Origin of the sequence: Halovivax cerinus, assembly GCF_024498195.1 — an archaeon.
Lineage (GTDB): Archaea > Halobacteriota > Halobacteria > Halobacteriales > Natrialbaceae > Halovivax > Halovivax cerinus.
The window spans coordinates 961,398-978,390 of record NZ_CP101824.1; the positions used below are offsets into that span (position 1 = coordinate 961,398).

General features: G+C 66.6%; 17 protein-coding genes. 12 read left to right on the forward strand and 5 right to left on the reverse strand.

The window, feature by feature from the left end; all coding sequences use genetic code 11:
• The first annotated feature begins 2 nt into the window (after window positions 1-2).
• Together NO366_RS04460 and NO366_RS04465 are read left to right on the forward strand one after the other, a co-directional pair.
• Window positions 3-1,136 carry an ABC transporter ATP-binding protein gene (locus NO366_RS04460; protein WP_256533122.1) on the forward strand — a complete coding sequence of 378 codons (1,134 nt, stop codon included), beginning with the start codon at window positions 3-5 and terminating at the stop codon, window positions 1,134-1,136.
• Window positions 1,133-2,494 (forward strand): ABC transporter ATP-binding protein, encoded by a 1,362-nt coding sequence (locus tag NO366_RS04465; RefSeq protein WP_256533123.1) that lies wholly within the window; start codon window positions 1,133-1,135, stop codon window positions 2,492-2,494. Before NO366_RS04460 ends, NO366_RS04465 begins: the two co-directional genes overlap by 4 nt.
• Window positions 2,495-2,581: 87 nt before the next feature.
• On the opposite strand, the gene NO366_RS04470 is transcribed toward NO366_RS04465, so the two are convergent.
• Window positions 2,582-3,085: a DUF7974 family protein gene (locus NO366_RS04470; RefSeq protein ID WP_256533124.1), complete on the reverse strand. Its 504-nt coding sequence runs from the start codon at window positions 3,083-3,085 to the stop codon at window positions 2,582-2,584.
• Between the two features lie 56 nt (window positions 3,086-3,141).
• Window positions 3,142-3,309, reverse strand: a complete 168-nt coding sequence (locus tag NO366_RS04475; protein WP_256533125.1) for a DUF7556 family protein — start codon at window positions 3,307-3,309, stop codon at window positions 3,142-3,144.
• 117 nt (window positions 3,310-3,426) lie between these two features.
• Between NO366_RS04475 and NO366_RS04480 the strand changes: the two genes are divergently transcribed.
• From NO366_RS04480 to ddfA, 5 genes are all read left to right on the forward strand, one after another.
• A complete protein-coding gene (locus NO366_RS04480) occupies window positions 3,427-4,281 on the forward strand; it encodes a CBS domain-containing protein (protein WP_256533126.1) in 855 nt (284 codons plus the stop codon).
• On the forward strand, window positions 4,271-6,055 hold the full coding sequence (gene glyS, locus NO366_RS04485; RefSeq protein WP_256533127.1) for a glycine--tRNA ligase: 1,785 nt from the start codon (window positions 4,271-4,273) through the stop codon (window positions 6,053-6,055). Before NO366_RS04480 ends, glyS begins: the two co-directional genes overlap by 11 nt.
• Window positions 6,056-6,182: 127 nt before the next feature.
• Window positions 6,183-6,776, forward strand: coding sequence for a diacylglycerol/polyprenol kinase family protein (locus tag NO366_RS04490; protein ID WP_256533128.1), 594 nt, complete (start codon window positions 6,183-6,185; stop codon window positions 6,774-6,776).
• 147 nt (window positions 6,777-6,923) lie between these two features.
• The gene (locus NO366_RS04495; RefSeq protein ID WP_256533129.1) at window positions 6,924-7,574 is read left to right on the forward strand and encodes a helix-turn-helix domain-containing protein; all 651 of its coding nucleotides are present in this window, start codon (window positions 6,924-6,926) and stop codon (window positions 7,572-7,574) included.
• A gap of 87 nt (window positions 7,575-7,661) precedes the next feature.
• Complete coding sequence (ddfA, locus tag NO366_RS04500; protein WP_256533130.1) at window positions 7,662-7,919, forward strand: DdfA family disk-determining factor; 258 nt, start codon at window positions 7,662-7,664, stop codon at window positions 7,917-7,919.
• Between the two features lie 129 nt (window positions 7,920-8,048).
• Here ddfA and NO366_RS04505 read toward each other — a convergent pair whose 3' ends face one another.
• On the reverse strand, window positions 8,049-8,642 hold the full coding sequence (locus NO366_RS04505) for a flavin reductase family protein (RefSeq protein WP_256533131.1): 594 nt from the start codon (window positions 8,640-8,642) through the stop codon (window positions 8,049-8,051).
• Between the two features lie 515 nt (window positions 8,643-9,157).
• On the opposite strand from NO366_RS04505, the gene NO366_RS04510 reads away from it, so the two are divergent.
• The gene (locus NO366_RS04510) at window positions 9,158-9,412 is read left to right on the forward strand and encodes a hypothetical protein (RefSeq protein WP_256533132.1); all 255 of its coding nucleotides are present in this window, start codon (window positions 9,158-9,160) and stop codon (window positions 9,410-9,412) included.
• 270 nt (window positions 9,413-9,682) lie between these two features.
• Window positions 9,683-12,181: a DEAD/DEAH box helicase gene (locus NO366_RS04515; RefSeq protein WP_256533133.1), complete on the forward strand. Its 2,499-nt coding sequence runs from the start codon at window positions 9,683-9,685 to the stop codon at window positions 12,179-12,181.
• Between the two features lie 53 nt (window positions 12,182-12,234).
• Here the strand turns inward: NO366_RS04515 and NO366_RS04520 are convergent, their stop codons facing one another.
• Entirely contained in the window at window positions 12,235-13,221 is a 987-nt protein-coding gene (locus NO366_RS04520; RefSeq protein ID WP_256533134.1) for a WD40/YVTN/BNR-like repeat-containing protein, read from the reverse strand.
• A 194-nt stretch (window positions 13,222-13,415) separates the two neighbouring features.
• Between NO366_RS04520 and NO366_RS04525 the strand changes: the two genes are divergently transcribed.
• Window positions 13,416-14,366 (forward strand): DUF7351 domain-containing protein, encoded by a 951-nt coding sequence (locus NO366_RS04525; protein ID WP_256533135.1) that lies wholly within the window; start codon window positions 13,416-13,418, stop codon window positions 14,364-14,366.
• Between the two features lie 42 nt (window positions 14,367-14,408).
• Here the strand turns inward: NO366_RS04525 and NO366_RS04530 are convergent, their stop codons facing one another.
• On the reverse strand, window positions 14,409-15,353 hold the full coding sequence (locus NO366_RS04530; protein ID WP_256533136.1) for an ATP-grasp domain-containing protein: 945 nt from the start codon (window positions 15,351-15,353) through the stop codon (window positions 14,409-14,411).
• A 302-nt stretch (window positions 15,354-15,655) separates the two neighbouring features.
• Here NO366_RS04530 and NO366_RS04535 point away from each other — a divergent pair, with 302 nt between their 5' ends.
• Together NO366_RS04535 and NO366_RS04540 are read left to right on the forward strand one after the other, a co-directional pair.
• On the forward strand, window positions 15,656-16,525 hold the full coding sequence (locus tag NO366_RS04535; protein ID WP_256533137.1) for a transcription initiation factor IIB: 870 nt from the start codon (window positions 15,656-15,658) through the stop codon (window positions 16,523-16,525).
• Window positions 16,526-16,590: 65 nt separating this feature from the next.
• Window positions 16,591-16,980 (forward strand): SHOCT domain-containing protein, encoded by a 390-nt coding sequence (locus NO366_RS04540; RefSeq protein ID WP_256533138.1) that lies wholly within the window; start codon window positions 16,591-16,593, stop codon window positions 16,978-16,980.
• Window positions 16,981-16,993 lie beyond the last annotated feature (13 nt).

Below are 16,993 nucleotides of genomic sequence, written 5' to 3' on the forward strand. Positions count from 1 at the left end.
CAATGAGCTCCGAACCACTGCTACGCGTCGAGAATCTGAAGACGCAGTTCTTCACCGAGAGCGGTACCGTTCGCGCCGTCGACGGCATCTCCTTCGAGGTCTACGAGGGCGAGATCGTGGGCATCGTCGGCGAGAGCGGCGCTGGAAAGAGCGTCGCCTCGATGAGCCTCCTCAGGCTCATCGACAACCCCGGCGAGATCGTCGACGGCGAGATCACCTACAAGGGACAGACGATCTTCGCGGTCTCCGAGACCGCCGACGGCGAGCTCGAACCGCGTGCGGACATGCTCTCGAACGAGGCCGTCCGCCGGGAGATCCGCGGCAACGAGATCGCCGTCATCTTCCAGGACCCGATGGAGTCGCTCAACCCCGTCTTCACGATCGGGGGGCAGCTTCGCGAGTTCATCGAACTCAATCGCGACCTGGAGGGGAAGGCGGCCCGCGAAGAGGCGATCGACATGCTCCGGGAGGTCGGCATCCCCGACGCCGAGGAGCGCTACGACGAGTACCCCCACCAGTTCTCCGGCGGGATGCGCCAGCGCGTGCTCATCGCGATGGCGCTGGCCTGCCAGCCGAGCCTGATCATCGCCGACGAGCCGACGACCGCGCTCGACGTCACCGTCGAGGGCCAGATCCTAGATCTCGTCGACGAACTCCAGGCGAAGTACGGCACGAGTTTCATCTGGGTCACCCACGACATGGGTGTCGTCGCCGAGATCTGCGACCGCGTCAACGTCATGTACCTCGGCGAAATCGTCGAGCAGGCACCCGTCGACGAGCTGTTCCACGAGACCGGCCATCCCTACACGTCGGCCCTGCTCGACTCGATGCCGCGACCCGATCGGACGGTCGCGGACTTAGATCCAATCCGCGGCGTCATGCCCGAGGCGATCGATCCGCCGTCCGGCTGCCGGTTCCACCCGCGCTGTCCCGACGCGAGAGAGGTCTGTCGACGCGTCCACCCCGAACCGACGGAGATCGATCGGATCGACGGGTTCGCCCACCGATCAGCGTGTTTCAAGCGCGACGTCTTCGACGTCGGCTACGACGAGAGTCCGCCGATCGACAACCTGGCGCGGGGCGAGCGCGAACCGGACCGCGGCACGACGGAGATCGCCAGGGGGAGGGACGAATGAGTAGCGACTCGACGAGAGGCGGTGAATCGGTTCGCCAAGACCAGACGGACCAGGACGCCGGCACCGGGGAGGCCATGGTTCGCGTCGACGGCCTGAAGAAGTACTTCAGTTCGTCGTCCGGCATGTTCGGCGGCGTCACGGTCGACACGAGTACCTTCCCACCGATTCGCGTCGAGCGCGAGCCGGTCAAGGCCGTCGACGACGTCTCGTTCGACATTCGCGAAGGCGAGACGCTCGGCCTCGTCGGCGAGTCCGGCTGCGGGAAGAGTACGCTCGGGCGGACGATCCTCCGCCTGCTGACGCCGACCGATGGGAACATCTACTACAAGGGACGCAACCTGGCCGAACTGAGCGGCTCCGACCTGCGCGAGATGCGGTCGGACATCCAGATGATCTTCCAGGATCCACAGTCCTCGCTGGACCCGCGAATGCGCGTCGGCGATATCGTCGAGGAGCCGATGAACGCCCACGGCATGCTGGACGCCGAGGGGCGCGAGGACCGGGCGAAGATGCTCCTGGAGAAGGTCGGTCTCGATCCACACCACTACAACCGGTTTCCCCACGCCTTCTCGGGCGGCCAGCGCCAGCGGATCAACCTCGCGCGGGCGCTGTCGGTCGATCCGGACTTCATCGTCTGTGACGAACCCGTCTCGGCGCTCGACGTCTCGATCCAGGCGCAGGTGTTGAACACGATGGAGGAACTCCAGGACGAGTTCGGGCTCACCTACCTCTTCATCGCACACGACCTCTCCGTCATCCGCCACATCTCGGACCGCGTCGCGGTGATGTACCTCGGGAACATCGTCGAACTCGCGGAGAAAGAAGAACTCTTCGAGAATCCCGCACACCCCTACACGCAGGCGCTGCTGGAGTCGATCCCGGTTCCGGACCCGCGCGAAAGCGAGACGCGGGGCGTCCTCGAAGGGGAGGTACCGAGTCCGACCAATCCGCCGTCAGGCTGTCGGTTCCGAACCCGCTGCCCGAAGCTCATCGCACCCGAGACGTACGACCTGACCGACCGGGAGTGGGACGACGTCAGGCGCTTCACGCGGGCGGTCGAGCGCCACACGTTCGACACTGCACCGGCGGCCGACCTCCGGGCGACATTCTTCGAGCGCGGGGTCCCCGGCGGCGAGGCGGGCGCCATCGTCGAAGAGGCGATCGATCTCGTCGCGAGCGACACCGCGGACGGCGACGGAAAGCACACAGACGACCGTATGAAGTGGGACGAGGCGACCTCGTTGCTCGTCGGCTCGTTCGCCGAAGCGAGCATCTGTGCGCGCGAACGGCCCGCCTACGAGGTCGAGCCGGAGTACGGCGACGGGCGCCACGTTTCGGCCTGTCACCTCCACCAGTGACGGCGAACCGGCGCCCCGTCGGTCGAACTCGTCGCCAGGGCCGACACACGACGGTCATCAGTGCGTTACGACGCATACACAGCCGTCTCAGGCGTCGGCCTCGACGAGCGTGATCGTCGTCGCGTCGCTCGGTCGCGTCTCCGGGGAGCCTGTGGCCAGGAAGGCCGTGATCTCGCAGGGACCGGCCGGCGGCGCGATCGACTCGTCGCGATCACCGACGTGGCGGATCCGTCCGTTCCACTCGACGGTGAAGCGACGCCGCTCGCCGGGACGAAGCGCGAACGTGGCCGGGCGATCGCGGTGATAGCGTCGTTCCGTGGTCGCCTCCAGATGGCCGTCGACGGCCCACCCCCAGCGGCGCTGGGTCGGCGTCAACAGCGAGAGGGCGACGGGGAGCGGGTTGTGAATCGACACCGTGATATCGACCGGGCGACCGCGAACGTACCGCTCGCGCTCCGTCGAGACGGTCACGTCGACGACACGGCGTGCGATAGTGTCGGGAACGAAGCGACCCAGAAAGCGCGTCATACGGCCGGTACGGTGTTCGAGTTCTCGCTCTTCCCACGTGTACTCACGGCGACCGGTGGTCATCGGTTGCAGAAACATCGGCGACGGACAAATTCGTGCACACGCCTCGGCGATGGGCCCTATCGCCAGGCCGAGAGGGCGGGCGCCGCGTCCGCCGACATCGAGAGCCAGGCGTCGTCTGTGGAGATATCCGCGATTACGTACTCGTCTCCTGCGGTATCGGGGTCTATCGACGCGACGACCGTGTCGACGTCCGCGGACACGTCGGGAAGCGGATCCAGCGCCATGAGAGAAAGTCTCACGCAAGAGCGTATAAACCCGTCGAAATCGTGGTGTCGGTTCGCACGGGGTGCGGGCACGCGGAAACACTGGCTTTATACGGGTTTTGACCGTATCCCGTCGACATGAAGGTAGCCGACGCGATGACGCCTCGTGACGAGGTGGTGACGGCGGTGCTTCCGGGGACGCGCAGTGACGTCCTCGAGTACCTCCAGGAGCGGTCGTTCTCCTCGGTGCCGGTGATCTCGGAGACCGACGACGGTCCCGAGTACCGCGGTCTCATCTCCCGCCAGTCGCTGATCGACCGGCCCGACGAGGACCAGCTGGTGATGCTGATGGAGGACGTCCCGACGACGACGGCCGACACCGACGTCGAGGACGTCGCCGAGCTCATGGTGGAAGCGGGCGCTCGCCGAGTGCCCGTCGTCGACGGCGAGTTCGAGGGAATCGTCACCGTGACCGACGTCGTCGCCGCGATCGCCAGAGGGAACGTCGACGTCGACGCCGAGGTGGGCGACTACGCGTCCCCCGACGTCAACACGACCTACGCACAGACGCCGCTGCTCGTCGCCGAGGCCGAACTCTCGTACGCGAACGCTCCCTACGCGGTCGTCCTCGACGACGAGGGCACGATGTGCGGCGTCATCACCGAGGTCGACATCCTCGACGTCGCCCGCATCGTCGAGGGCGAGGAGTCGACCGGTGACAACTTCCCCGACCAGGACGCCGAGTGGTCCTGGGAGGGAATCAAGGCCGTCGGAAGCCGGTCGCTCCCGACCCGCGACATCGAACTGCCGACCGGACCGGTCAGCGAGTTCATGTCCGACGACGTCGTGACCGTGACGAAGCGCCGCGGTGTCGAGACGGCCGCCCAGGAGATGATCTCGAACGACATCGAACAGATCCCGCTGGTGACGGGCGAGCGGCTCGTCGGCGTGGTCCGGGACGTCGACCTGTTGAGGGCGCTCTATGACGACTGACGGCGACCCCGACCAGGCGGCGGGAGCGCCAGCCGACGACCGGACCGGCGAGAAACTCGTGGAACTCGCAAAGCGACGGGGGTACTTCTTCCAGGCGTCGGGCGCCTACGGTGGCGTCGGCGGCTTCTACACGTTCGGTCCGCAGGGTGCCGCGCTGAAGGGGAACGTCGAGGACGCCTGGCGCGAGCGATTCGCCGTCGCCGAAGGGAACATGGAGATCGACGCGCCGACGATCATGCCCGAACCCGTCTTCGAGGCGTCGGGCCACCTCGACACCTTCGACGACATGCTCGTCGAGTGTCCCGACTGCGGCGAGAGCCACCGCGCCGACCACGTCGTCGAGGACGACACTGAGTACGAAGACGCAGAGAGCCTCCCGATCCCAGAGGTCGAGGAGGTCATCGCCGAGTACGAACTCATCTGTCCGGACTGCGGGGCGGGCCTGGCAGGCCAGGCGGTCGAACCGTTCAACCTCATGTTCGCGACGACCATCGGTCCCGGCGACTCCCAGCCGGGCTACCTCCGCCCGGAGACCGCACAGGGCATCTTCGTCGAGTTCCCCCGCCTCAAAGAGTACGCACGCAACCAGCTTCCCTTCGGCGTCGCCCAGGTCGGCCGGGCCTACCGCAACGAGATCAGCCCTCGCCGGTCGATCATCCGTACCCGGGAGTTCACCCAGGCCGAACTGGAGTACTTCGTCGATCCCGAGGGCGAGGAACCGGATATCGACGACGTCGCGGACGTCGACGTTCGACTCTATCCGGCGGCCGAGCAAACGGCCGACGACGGCACCGTTCTCGAGACGACGATCGGCGAAGCGGTCGACGACGGAACGATCGCCGATCCGTGGATCGCCTACTACCTCGGAATCGCCCGCGAGTGGTACGAGTCGGTCGGCGTCGACATGGACCGATTCCGGTTCCGCCAGCACCTCGCGGGTGAGCGTTCACACTACGCCAGCGACTGCTGGGACGCCGAGGCCGAGCTCGACGGTAACTGGATCGAGCTGGCCGGTTTCGCCCACCGCGGCGACTACGACCTCTCGAAGCACGACGAGTACTCCGAGGATCGGTACACGATCTTCCAGCAGTACGACGAACCGAAGACCGTCGAGCGCGCCGTCGTCGACCCCGACATGAGCTACCTCGGGCCCGAGTTCGGCGCCGACGCGGGGGCGATCGTGGACGAACTCGAGACGCTCGCCGAGCGAGATCGGACCGCATTCGAGGGCGAGGCCGTCGAGGTCGACATCGAGGGCGAGAGCCACGAGATCCCGGTCGAGAAGACCGGGTTTGCGGTCGAAGAGCGGACCGAGGCCGGCGAACACGTGATCCCGCACGTGATCGAACCCTCCTTCGGCGTCGATCGCCTCGTTTACACCGTCTGCCACCACGCCTACCGCGAGGACGAGGTCGACGGCGAGGCGCGGACGTACCTCGCGCTCGATCCGAAAGTCGCCCCCACGTTCGTCGGCGTCTTCCCGCTACAGTCCGACGACGAACTGGAGGCGACGGCCCGTGAGATCGTCGACGAGTTGCGCGAGGCGGGGCTGGCCGTCACCTACGACGACTCGGGCAACATCGGTCGGCGCTACCGCCGCCAGGACGAGGTCGGCACGCCGTTCTGCGTGACGATCGACTACGAGAGCCTGGAGGACGACGCGGTGACCGTCAGAGAACGCGACTCGACCACCCAGAAGCGCCTCCCGATCGAGGAACTGGGGGACACCGTAGCCGCGCTTCGAGCGGGGGACGCCTCGTTCGAGGACCTGTAGCCAGCGCGTGAGACGGGGAGACGCTCCGCGTCCCGACCCGTCGAAGCGGACGCCGATCGCGACCGTTTGTGCCCCTCCCCGACCACGATCGATTGACTGAAGGGACCTCCGACGAAGCGTCGGGACGATGGCGGACGAACTGAAGCGCCGGCTGGTGCACGCGAGCGGGTCCGGACTCGTCGCACTCTACCTCCTCGCAGGAGTGCTCTCGCTCGGGCTCACCTGGCAGCGGTTCCAGTGGCTGGTCGGCCTGCTGGCCGCCGGCGCGGTCGGACTCGAGGTCCTCCGCTTGCTCTTCGGGATCGAGTGGTGGCTCTTCGACAAACTCACGCGCGAGTACGAGGCGGAGACGGTCGCCGGCTACGTCTGGTACATGGTCAGCATGGCCGTCGTCGTGCTGGTCTTTTCCGCCAACATCGCCCTGCCCGCGATGTTGATGCTCTCACTCGGCGACCCGATCAGTGGAATCATCTCCGCGGACTCGCTCCAGCGGGTCAAGGACCGGCGCACGCTCGTCGGTATGTTCGTCCTCTGCGCCGCGATCGCGACCCCCTTCCTCTACGAGTACCCCCTCGCCGTCCTCGCGGCCGCGTTCGGCGCGACGGTCGCCGACGGCGTGACGGTCAAACGCGGCGACTTCGTCCTGGACGACAACCTCACGATCCCGATCTACGCCGGGGTCGCGGCCTGGATCGCGATCCAGATCGGCCCGTTCTGGTAGCCGGTCTCGTCCGTAAACCGGTGCGAGCGTGGACCACGTCGGCGTACCGGATCGGTCCGCACGGCCCGGTTCGCCCCTCGACACCGATCACCTCGAATCGACTACGGCCGATTCGCTTATTCCCATCGGAAACGCACCGTCGGTCGAATGACCATCGTGGTTACCTTCTCCTCGGCGAACACCGACACGGCCCCCGATACCGTCACCCGTCGGCTCGTCACGCGTTTCGAGTCGATCGTCGTCGACGTCATCCACATCGAGCGAGACGGCTCGATGGCGATACCGTACGTCTGGATGGAAGGTGCTCCGTGCGACGCTGTCGAAGCGGAGCTAACCGCCGACTCCGATATCGCGATCGCCGAACGGATCGAGCGAACGGGCGACGGCGCCTTCTACAAACTGGCGTGGACGATAGACAGTCCGCTCGTCCAGTGCGTAAACGACGCTGACGGCATCATCCTCGAGGCACGGGGTACCCCGGAACGGTGGCGACTGCAGGTCTGGTTCGAGGACCGGGCGTCGGCGTCCGAATTTCAGGCGTGTTGTCGCGAGTGCGGCGTCCCGCTGACGATCGACCGCCTGACGTCGGTCGCAGAGCACTTCGAGAGGAAGACCGTTCGGCTCTCCGCACCCCAGCGCGAGACGCTCGCTCTCGCCCACGAACACGGCTACTTCGACGAGCCACGCGGGACCACCCAGGACGAACTCGCGTCGAAGCTCGGGATCTCGGCGTCGGCAGTCGGCAAGCGACTCCGACGCGGACTGGACTCGCTCGTCGACGAAGCCGTCGTCGAGTGACGAACACAGACGATTTTAGTAACCCCTGCTTGAATGGGTGTCTAACTTAACGTCCATTCTATTGGTGCGGGAGAAATATCGAAATCCATGAGTTCGAGTTCGGCGAACGACGGCGACCGCGGTGAGAGCCTGGCGATCGCGGTCGTCGACGCCGTCGCCGAGGCGGCGGGCTGCGACCCGATCCAGCTCGACCCGCTCTACGACGCCGTCGATCCCGACGCACTGAACGCCCTGTTCGACGGGCGTCGGGAGACGACGGGACAGTTCCGCTTCGAGTATCACGGCTACACCGTCGTCGTCGATGCGAACGGGTGCGTCACCCTCGAGGACGGTCACGACGTCTGAGACGCCGGACGCGACGACCGGAACGCGAGTTCCGACCCCACCGGCACCCACGGTGGGAATCGATCGACACACCCATCGGGAACCCGCCGGCACGACCGCCGAGTTCACGTTAATGCGCCCGGGATGGCCTCAGAACTGGCGTTCGAGGTCGATCGGGTCCGAGTCGGTGTAGTAGGGTCCGCCGAGTCGGCCCACGGTCTCGAGTTTCGTCGCGTCGATCTGTCCGTCCGTCTGGACGGCCTCGTCGACGTGAACGTGGCGGACGTCGCCGAGCGTCAAGAGACGGTCGTGGACGGTCATCGTCCCGTAGAGCGTACACTCCATCGTGACGGCGGCGTCGGCCACGCGCGGCGCGTCGATCGTCTCGCAGGGCGCGCGCTCGACCCCCGCGAAGTCGAACTCGTTCTCGTCCGCCTCGAGCGTCGCCGAGGTGGCGTCCATCTCCTCGGCGAGGGCCGCCGTGGCGACGTTCACCGCGAACTCACCGGTCTCCAGGACGTTCCGCGGCGTGTCCTTCAGGTCGGCGCGGTCGCCCGCCGGGACGCTGAACGAGACGACCGGCTCGGCCGAGGAGACGTAGTTGTACGCCGAGAACGGCGCGAGGTTGTCCACCCCGTCCGGACTCCGCGTCGAGATCCAGGCGATCGGGCGCGGCGAGACGGCGGTCTTGATGATGCGAGCGCGTTCGCGGGGCGAGAGGTCGGCGACGTCGTGTTCGGTCACGCGCGTGGATAGCGCCCGTGGCTACAAAGCGGTTGTCGAGGCGGGGATCGGAGCGGTCGATCGTCGAGGTGGATCGAGGCGTACATTGTCGAGCGGCGGGTACCGAGACAGCCGGTCGTCGAGGCGGCCGTCGAGCGGCCAGACCCGGACGAAACGGTGGCATCTCCAGTTGAAACGAAGGGGTCGTCGGCGTCACGTGGCGTTATATTGGTGGCTTCAGAACATTGATTCCGCGCTCATACCAGTAACTATATTGTCCATCACGTCAATCACCCACACGGAAGCCGCGTCCACACGGGCACGAAGTGCCCCGGGTGTTTGGGCACCCGAGGCGTGGCTTCCAAACCCACACGAGGGTTCTGGCAGCCATGATTGCGTACACACCACCACGACAAAAAGGTCTCGCCCGCTCTCGATCTAGAGAGTCGAAACGCTGTCCGCCGTTCACGTTCGATTTCCAAAGTCGGTGGTCGAGAGTCACCGAGTGGTCGGACGACCCCTCGGGGTGACCGCGGATGACGGCCGCCGACGCATCGAGCGACGCACCCGAGTACAAACCCCGAGGACGCGAGTGGTACCGGTGTAATCGCGACGTGGCGCCTCACTTCCTCTTTCGGGTCACCGTCGAGTCGCCGGCCACACTGTCGGAGAAGTACGCCGACGGCGTCCGATACTGCTGTGAGCACTGTGCGGCCGCGATGAACCTCTCGGACTTCTCCCGGCGGATGAAGCGACACGCCGGACGCGGCGACGAGGGGTCTGGCGCCTGAGGTCGACCGCCAATCGCCGTGGAACGCGGTTGAAACCGCCCTCTGACACGATACTCGAACGGTTGAACGAGGCAGGATGGCGACCGACGTGCTCAGTCGACCCGTATCCCGTCGAAAGGCGTGGTCGCGAACGTCGTCCGAAACACGAGCGCCCGTCCGGGGGACACGGTTCGACGGACCGACCGAACGGTCCGACCGTACGCACGACTCGCGATTCACTTTCACCGGGATACGCGAACCCTTATCCACCGAGACGGCCAACGCCGTCCAATGGCAGTGACGGACGAGGACGTGCCCTCCATCGACCACCCCTTGCTGGCGCCGGACTTTCTGGAGCGGCGGCTCTACCAACTCCAGCTCGCGGGGACCGCAGCGGCCGACCACACGCTCGTCTGTCTTCCCACCGGCCTCGGGAAGACGACCGTCAGCCTGCTGGTGACCGCCCGGCGGCTCGACGAGGTCGGCGGTACGTCGCTCATGCTGGCCCCGACGAAGCCACTCGTCCAGCAGCACGCCGACTTCTACCGGGAAGCCCTGCAGATCCCCGACGAGGAGATCGTGGTGTTTACGGGCGAGGTGAGCCCGGACGACCGGTCGGCACTGTGGGCGGAGGCGACGGTCGTGATGGCCACGCCGCAGGTGATCGAGAACGACCTCGTAGGGGGGCGCATCTCCATGGCCGACGTCACGCACCTCACCTTCGACGAGTGTCACCGCGCGACCGGCGACTACGCGTACAACTACATCGCCGAGCGCTACCACGCCGACGCGGCGGATCCGCTCGTCACGGGCATGTCGGCCTCGCCGGGCGGCGACGAGGAGGCCATCCTCGAGGTCTGTGACAACCTCGGCCTCCGCGACGTCGCGGTGATGACCCGCGAGGACGCCGACGTCGAGGAGTTCACCCACGACACCGACGTCGAGTGGGAGCGGATCGACCTCCCCGACGAGGTGCTGGAGATCCGCGACGCGCTGAACGAGGTGATCACCGACCGACTGGAGACGTTGAAGGAACTCGGCGTCGCCTCCTCGACCCAGCCCGACCAGTCCCAGAAGGACCTCAACCGGATGCGCGCGGAGTTGCAGAAACTGATCAACAACGACCAGTCGGAGGGCTACGAGGGGATGTCCGCCCACGCGGAGGTGATGAAGCTCCGCCAGGCGGTGACGCTGGTCGAGACCCAGAGCGTCGAGGCGCTCCGGCGGTACTTCGAACGTCAGCGCAACCAGGCCCGGACGTCGGGGGCGTCGAAGGCGAGCCAGCGGATGGTCTCGGATCCCCGGGTCCGCGAAGCGATGCGCAAGGCGGAGTCCTTCGACGAGCTGCACCCCAAGTACGGAAAGACGCGGATGTTACTCGCCGAAACGCTCGGCCTCGAGGGCGGCGAGCGCGTCATCGTCTTCACCGAATCCCGGGACACTGCGGAGGCGCTCACGGAGTTCCTGTCGGAGAGTTTCGACGCGCGCCGGTTCGTCGGCCAGGGCGACCGCGAGGGTTCGGACGGCATGACCCAGACGGAACAGCAGGCCGTCCTCGATGATTTTCGCGCCGGCGAGTTCGAGGTGCTGGTCTCCACCTCCGTCGCCGAGGAGGGCCTGGACGTCCCCGAGGTGGACCTCGTCCTGTTCTACGAACCCGTCCCGACCGCCATCCGCTCGATCCAGCGCAAGGGACGAACGGGTCGCCAGTCCGAGGGCCGCGTCGTCGTCCTGATGGCCGAGGACACCCGCGACGAGGCGTACTTCTGGATCTCTCGACGACGTGAGAAGGAGATGGAGTCCGAGCTGCGCCAGCTCAAGGGCATGGCCGACGACCTGGCCGACGAGCTAGACGAATCCCAGCGGTCGCTCGCGGACTTCGAGGCCGCAACGCACGAGGGGGACGCGACCGACGCGTCGTCGACCGACGCCGGTGACGGCTCGGCAGGCGATGGCGAGACGGCTGCCGGGACGAAACCGGGCCGTGTCGATGGCGACGGCTCCAGTCGAAACGGAGGGGTCGGCGCGCAACCTGGCCTGCAGGATTTCGCGGCAGAAACTGACGGCGACTCGGACGCAAACCCCTCCGTTTCGGGTGGAGATTCGACGGACACCCCGACGCCATCGGGCGATTCCGGCGCAGTCGAAATCGTCGCCGACCAGCGCGAGATGGACGCGAACATCGCGCGCGACCTCTCGAAACGCGAGGACGCCTCGGTTCGACTGGAGACCTTAGACGTCGGCGACTACGTCTGCTCCGACCGCGTCGTCGTCGAGCGCAAGTCGACGGCGGACTTCGTGGACTCGCTGGTCGGCGGCGAGCGCTCTGTCTTCGAACAGGTCGGTGCGATGGCGCGCCACTACAGCCGCCCCGTCGTCGTGATCGAGGGCGAGGGACTCTACGAGCAACGCGACCTCCACCCGAACGCGATCCGCGGCGCGCTCTCCAGTCTCGCCGTCGACTTCGGCGCGAGCGTACTCCGGACCGAGAGCGAGGACGACACGACCGAACTCCTGGCCGTCATCGCCAGCCGAGAGCAGGAAGTCTCGGATCGCGAGATCTCGGTCCACGGCGAGAAACAGGACAAGACCCTCGGCGAGCAGCAAGAGTACGTGGTCGGTTCGATCGCGGAGATCGGACCCGTGACCGCGCGGGCACTCCTCGACGAGTTCGGCACCGTCGAGGCCGTCATGACCGCCCGGGAGGACGACCTCCTCGAGGTCGACGGTGTCGGGCCAGTGACCGCCGAGCGGATTCGGGAGGTCGTTGGGAGCGACTATACCGGGTAGTTCGGCCGATCGGTAGCGCGATCCGAGTGGCACCCCACCGGCCGAATCGGTCGTCACCACTCGCGTTCCGTCAGCGGGAGGTATCGCACGAGATCCGCACCGGGAATGGGTATCCGTCCGATCGTCGTCCAGTCACCATCACGCCGGCCCAGGAGCGTTCCCCGGTGCGTCGCGCCCAGCAGGTCGTCGTCCAGGCTCTCCCAGCCCACGACGACCTCGTCGGGAACCGGCGACGAGAGTCGGTCCAGCGGTTCGTCGTCCCGAGCGGCGAACAGTCCGTGATCCGCGTCGTCCTCGTTCCACGAGGACGCCGAGCTTGGCGCCAGACCGGCGTAGATGTCACCGTCGTGAACGAACGATTCGCGCGCGTAGCGCTGGGAGTGGTCGGTGTCCAGCCGTCGCCAGGTCCGACCGACGTCCGTCGAGCGGTAGAGGCCGCTCCCGGTGGAGGCAACGATCGTCTCGCTATCGCCCAGTGCGAGGTGGTGAACGTCGTCGGTGTGCGGCGCGTCGAATCCCTCGATAGGACGGGCCACCCAGGTCTCGCCCTCGTCGTCGCTGACGTGGACGCCGCCCACCTCGACGCCGGCGATCAGTCGGTTCGGCGCGCCGGGGTGAATTCGGAGGCTCCGAACCTGCGAGAGACCGTCGTGGCGAGGAATGCCCCAGTCCTCGCGGTCGGCGAGAGCGCGAAAACCTGCGACCGGTTCCCAGTCGGCTTCGTCGGCCGGAACGGACTCGCCGCACTCGGCGACGTAGAGGTCGCTCGGCCGCGTGCCGGCGTACACTCGCTCGCCCGACGGCGAGATGGCCACGGCGTAGACCTGCCGTTTCGGCACGGGAAGCCGCGTCCAGTTCCGACCGTCGACGGTGTGGTACAGTCCCGATTCTCCGGCGGCGAGTAGGCCCGATAGCGCGCCCGTCGTAACGGAGTAGAGTCGATAGACCGGTTCCGTCTCGACGACGCGTTCGGTCTCGAACGATGACCCGGCGTCGAGACTGGAAATCCTGTAGACGCCGTCCGTACTCCCAGCGTACATCGTGGCAGACGGTACAATCTCGTCCGGGGAAAGGGTTCCCGAAACCGAAGTTTTGTACGGCCGTTGAGAGGTTCGCGCCGGCAGACCCGGGCGCGATCGACGGCTACGTCGCACGGGTTTCGAGGCAGGCCGCCGATATCGGACACCCCGATCGCGCCGAAACGGTTTCGGCGCTGGTCGGAGAGAACCCGGGCATGGACGACGAGACACGCCTGACCTACGGCTCGCTTCCGCCAGAGGCGGCGCTGTCGCTGCTCGGAAACGACGTCCGGACGACGATCCTGTGGACGTTGAGCGAGGCCCGCGGCGGCGACGGCCCGCCACCGATTCTCCCGTTCTCGACCCTCAAGGAGCGAACCGGTCTCGATATCGACAGCAGCCGATTCAACTACCACCTCCAGGAACTCACGGGAACGTTCGTCGAACGCGTCGATCCCGATACCCGTGACGACGCCCAGCTCGTCTCCGGGATGGCGGGTCCGAAAACCGACGGGTTCCGGCTCCGGCCCGAAGGAACGACCCTCATCCGAACCGTTCGGGCGTGGTCGATCGACGGGGACGGGTCGCGAGCGCGGGTCGAACTCGACCAGGAGTGTCACCACTGCGACGGGACGCTGATCGGGCGGTACGAAAACGCCATCTTCGCCGTCCAGTGTGACGATTGCGACTACCTCTACGACTACAACCTGACGCCGCCGGGGATCGTCGCGGCGTCGGACGGGCGACTCGACCGCGTCGCCGCCTTCAATCGCCAGCAGCGACGGGCGTTCGCGAGCGGTATCTGTCCGCTGTGTGCCGGCCCGCTCGATAGCGAATTCCAGGAACCGGCCGAGACCGGATATCCCCGCTCCGACCTGCGATCGGTGCTGATCAGACGCGGCTGTGCCCACTGCGGGAACAAGGACAACCTGACCGTCGGCGAGTTCCTGTGCGCCGACGCCGGACTGATCGCGTTCTGCCACGAGCGGGGACTCGACGTCACCACCACGCCGCTCTGGGAACTCCCGTTCGCCGCGACCGACCGCGCGGTGACCGTCGAGACGACCGATCCGTGGACCGTGACGCTGCAGATCGACCTGGCCGGCGATCGTCTCGTCCTCGGCGTCGACGAGTCACTCGCCGTGGTGAAACGCCGTCGGGCGTGATCGGGCCGTCGGCTATCGTGGCGGGCGTCGGCTATCGTGGTTTCAGCGGTCCGTTCGGACCGACGCGTCGATCGTCCTGGCGAGGCGGTTCGCGGCGCCGTCTGGAAGGTTCAGGTACGGTTCGATCAGTTCGAGTTCCATGAGGAGGCGGTCGGCGTCCCGACGCAGGAAGTCGACCCGGGCGTAGGGAAGGACAGCGGGATCGACGTCGAGCAGTTCGGTCGCCGTCAGGAGGACCGTTCTGGCCCACGAAATCGTGGCGTCCGTCGGTTCGTAAGGGTCGCTCTCGTCGAAGGTCGGCGAGAGGCCGAACGACTCGGGCGTCCGTAAACCCCGCCACGCGTGGCTGTACTCGCCGCCGAAGAACACGATCGAGTGCTCGCCGTCGGCCACCTCGGGGACGAACTCCTGGACGAGGGCCCCGCGTCGAGAGAGGCGAGCGCCGTCGTTGCTCCCTGCTGCGGTACCGGAGCGACGGGCGGCGGCGAACGGCCGTTCGAACCGGTCCTGATCCTCCGGGGCCGTCTCGCGCGTCGTCTTCCACGCGCCCGCGCCGCTCGTCCCGACGACTGGTTTCACCACCGCCGCGTCCCAGCCCCGGTGCTCGAGAATCCCCGCGAGACGCCGATCACGGGGCGGCGCGACGAACTCCGTCGGGACGACCGAGACGCCCGCCCCGGCCAGCGCTTCGAGGTACGATTTGTGGAGGTTCCAGCGGACGGCCGCCGGTGGGTTTCGAACCGTCACATCCACCTCCTCGAGTCCGTCGAGCCACTCGCGAAAGCGCTCCGGGTCGACGTAGTACTTCCAGCACGACCGCAACACGGCGACGTCGTAGCGCTCCCACGAGACGGTCTCGTCGTCCCACTGCACGCCGTCGACGCGATGGCCTCGCTCCCGTAGCGACCGAAGCAGCCGTCTCCCGTCGTCGGTCAGCGTCGGTGCGTCGGCCCCCGTGACGATGGCGATCCGGAATTCGTCGCGCATGTGGACACAGAGTCACGCAATCGGAAAAAGCGCTCCCGGTAGTCAGTTTGTGTTACGGACTCAACCGTTTGGCGGCCGGCGCGTTTCGCCACTGTATCAGACTCGGGCGGCGGTGAGATCGTCTGTCTTCGACTCGGTCGACGTATCGATCCACGATGATCGAGGTCCAAATTTGTGAGAAGTGAGATCCAATGGCGCTGCAATTTTCACAGCAACGGGACACCGCCGGTTTCAGTCCGATCGTTTCATTTCAACCGAGACCAATAAATTTATTATGTATTAATATCTACAAGCAATTGTGTATGGGAGTTGGTAACGGGGATGTGTGTCCCGAGTGTGGCGGGCGGCTCCGACGTGAGGAGATCGAAATTTGCTGTGAGGAGTGTGGCCTCGTCGTCGGCGAGGACGCCATCGATCGCGGACCCGAGTGGCGGTCGTTCGAAGACGGTCCGGATCGGCGACGGACTGGCGCCCCGCTGACCAGATCCCGCCACGACCGCGGCCTCTCGACGGAGATCGGGTACGAGGCACGCGGTCGCATCACCGGGCGAAAACGCCGCCAGCTCGCGCGGATGCGCCGCGAGCACGACCGGGCGCGGATCGCGACGAAGGCCGAACGCAATCGCGTCTCCGGGTTTTCGAACATCGCCGGGCTCGTCGACCGACTCTCCCTGCCGCTGGACGCCCGGGATCAGGCCTGCTGTCTCTTCGAATCCGCGCAGAACGAGAAGCTCCTCCAGGGGCGATCGGTCGAGGGGTTCGTCGCCGCCTGCGTCTACGCCGTCGCCAGAACGCTCGGCGTTCCGCGGACGATGGACGAGGTCGTCGCCCAGGCGGACGCCACCGCCGACGAACTGCAAGCCGCCTACGGTGCACTGAATCGCGAGCTCGACGTCCCGACAGGGCCGATCGAACCCGCGTCGTACCTCCCACGCTTCGCCTCGGAACTCGACCTGACGATCGACGAGGAACGACTCGCGAAGGAGTTCGTCGATCGGCTCGCGGAGACCGGCGCCATCTGTGGGCGCAACCCCAGCGGCGTCGCCGCCGCCTGCCTGTACGAGGCGGCGAAGCGACGGGACCGTCCGATCACCCAGGCCGACGCCGGCGACGTTGCCGACGTCGCCCCCGTCACGATTCGCAAGACCACCCAGGCGCTCGCCGAGCTATAGACCGATCACACCCGATCGCTCAGCCGACCACAACGGCTTTTTCAGTGCCATACGAACGGTGTACCATGCGCCGGTCCGACGCCAGCCTGATCGAACCCCTCATTCCGGTGATCGCCGTCGCGACGCTGCCGATCGGAGCCCTCGCACTCATCTTTCTGGATTCGTCGATCGGGATCGCCGTCTTCATCGTCGGCTGGTTCCTGCTCGTTCCCCTCCTCAGCGTGCTCTCCGGACACACCGACGAGGAGTGGGACACCGAATCGGGAGCGCGAACGGTCGACGACTCCAGCGAGCGACAAGATCCGCTCGAGACGCTCCGTGAGCGCTACGCCCGCGGCGAGATCGACGAAGCCGAGTTCGAACGACGCGTCGACGACCTGCTCGAAACCGACGCGACGGAACCGGATAGTCGCGTCCCCGATCGCTCGCGGGATCGGAACGTGGACGTAGAATAGTGCGGCCGTAGGT

Bases quoted from the DNA above. Each gene is read 5' to 3' on its own strand.
- NO366_RS04460 (WP_256533122.1), top strand. From the start codon at position 3: ATGAGCTCCGAACCACTGCTACGCGTCGAGAATCTGAAGACGCAGTTC.
- NO366_RS04465 (WP_256533123.1), top strand. From the start codon at position 1,133: ATGAGTAGCGACTCGACGAGAGGCGGTGAATCGGTTCGCCAAGACCAG.
- NO366_RS04470 (WP_256533124.1), bottom strand. From the start codon at position 3,085: ATGACCACCGGTCGCCGTGAGTACACGTGGGAAGAGCGAGAACTCGAA.
- NO366_RS04475 (WP_256533125.1), bottom strand. From the start codon at position 3,309: ATGGCGCTGGATCCGCTTCCCGACGTGTCCGCGGACGTCGACACGGTC.
- NO366_RS04480 (WP_256533126.1), top strand. From the start codon at position 3,427: ATGAAGGTAGCCGACGCGATGACGCCTCGTGACGAGGTGGTGACGGCG.
- glyS (WP_256533127.1), top strand. From the start codon at position 4,271: ATGACGACTGACGGCGACCCCGACCAGGCGGCGGGAGCGCCAGCCGAC.
- NO366_RS04490 (WP_256533128.1), top strand. From the start codon at position 6,183: ATGGCGGACGAACTGAAGCGCCGGCTGGTGCACGCGAGCGGGTCCGGA.
- NO366_RS04495 (WP_256533129.1), top strand. From the start codon at position 6,924: ATGACCATCGTGGTTACCTTCTCCTCGGCGAACACCGACACGGCCCCC.
- ddfA (WP_256533130.1), top strand. From the start codon at position 7,662: ATGAGTTCGAGTTCGGCGAACGACGGCGACCGCGGTGAGAGCCTGGCG.
- NO366_RS04510 (WP_256533132.1), top strand. From the start codon at position 9,158: ATGACGGCCGCCGACGCATCGAGCGACGCACCCGAGTACAAACCCCGA.
- NO366_RS04515 (WP_256533133.1), top strand. From the start codon at position 9,683: ATGGCAGTGACGGACGAGGACGTGCCCTCCATCGACCACCCCTTGCTG.
- NO366_RS04520 (WP_256533134.1), bottom strand. From the start codon at position 13,221: ATGTACGCTGGGAGTACGGACGGCGTCTACAGGATTTCCAGTCTCGAC.
- NO366_RS04525 (WP_256533135.1), top strand. From the start codon at position 13,416: ATGGACGACGAGACACGCCTGACCTACGGCTCGCTTCCGCCAGAGGCG.
- NO366_RS04530 (WP_256533136.1), bottom strand. From the start codon at position 15,353: ATGCGCGACGAATTCCGGATCGCCATCGTCACGGGGGCCGACGCACCG.
- NO366_RS04535 (WP_256533137.1), top strand. From the start codon at position 15,656: ATGGGAGTTGGTAACGGGGATGTGTGTCCCGAGTGTGGCGGGCGGCTC.
- NO366_RS04540 (WP_256533138.1), top strand. From the start codon at position 16,591: ATGCGCCGGTCCGACGCCAGCCTGATCGAACCCCTCATTCCGGTGATC.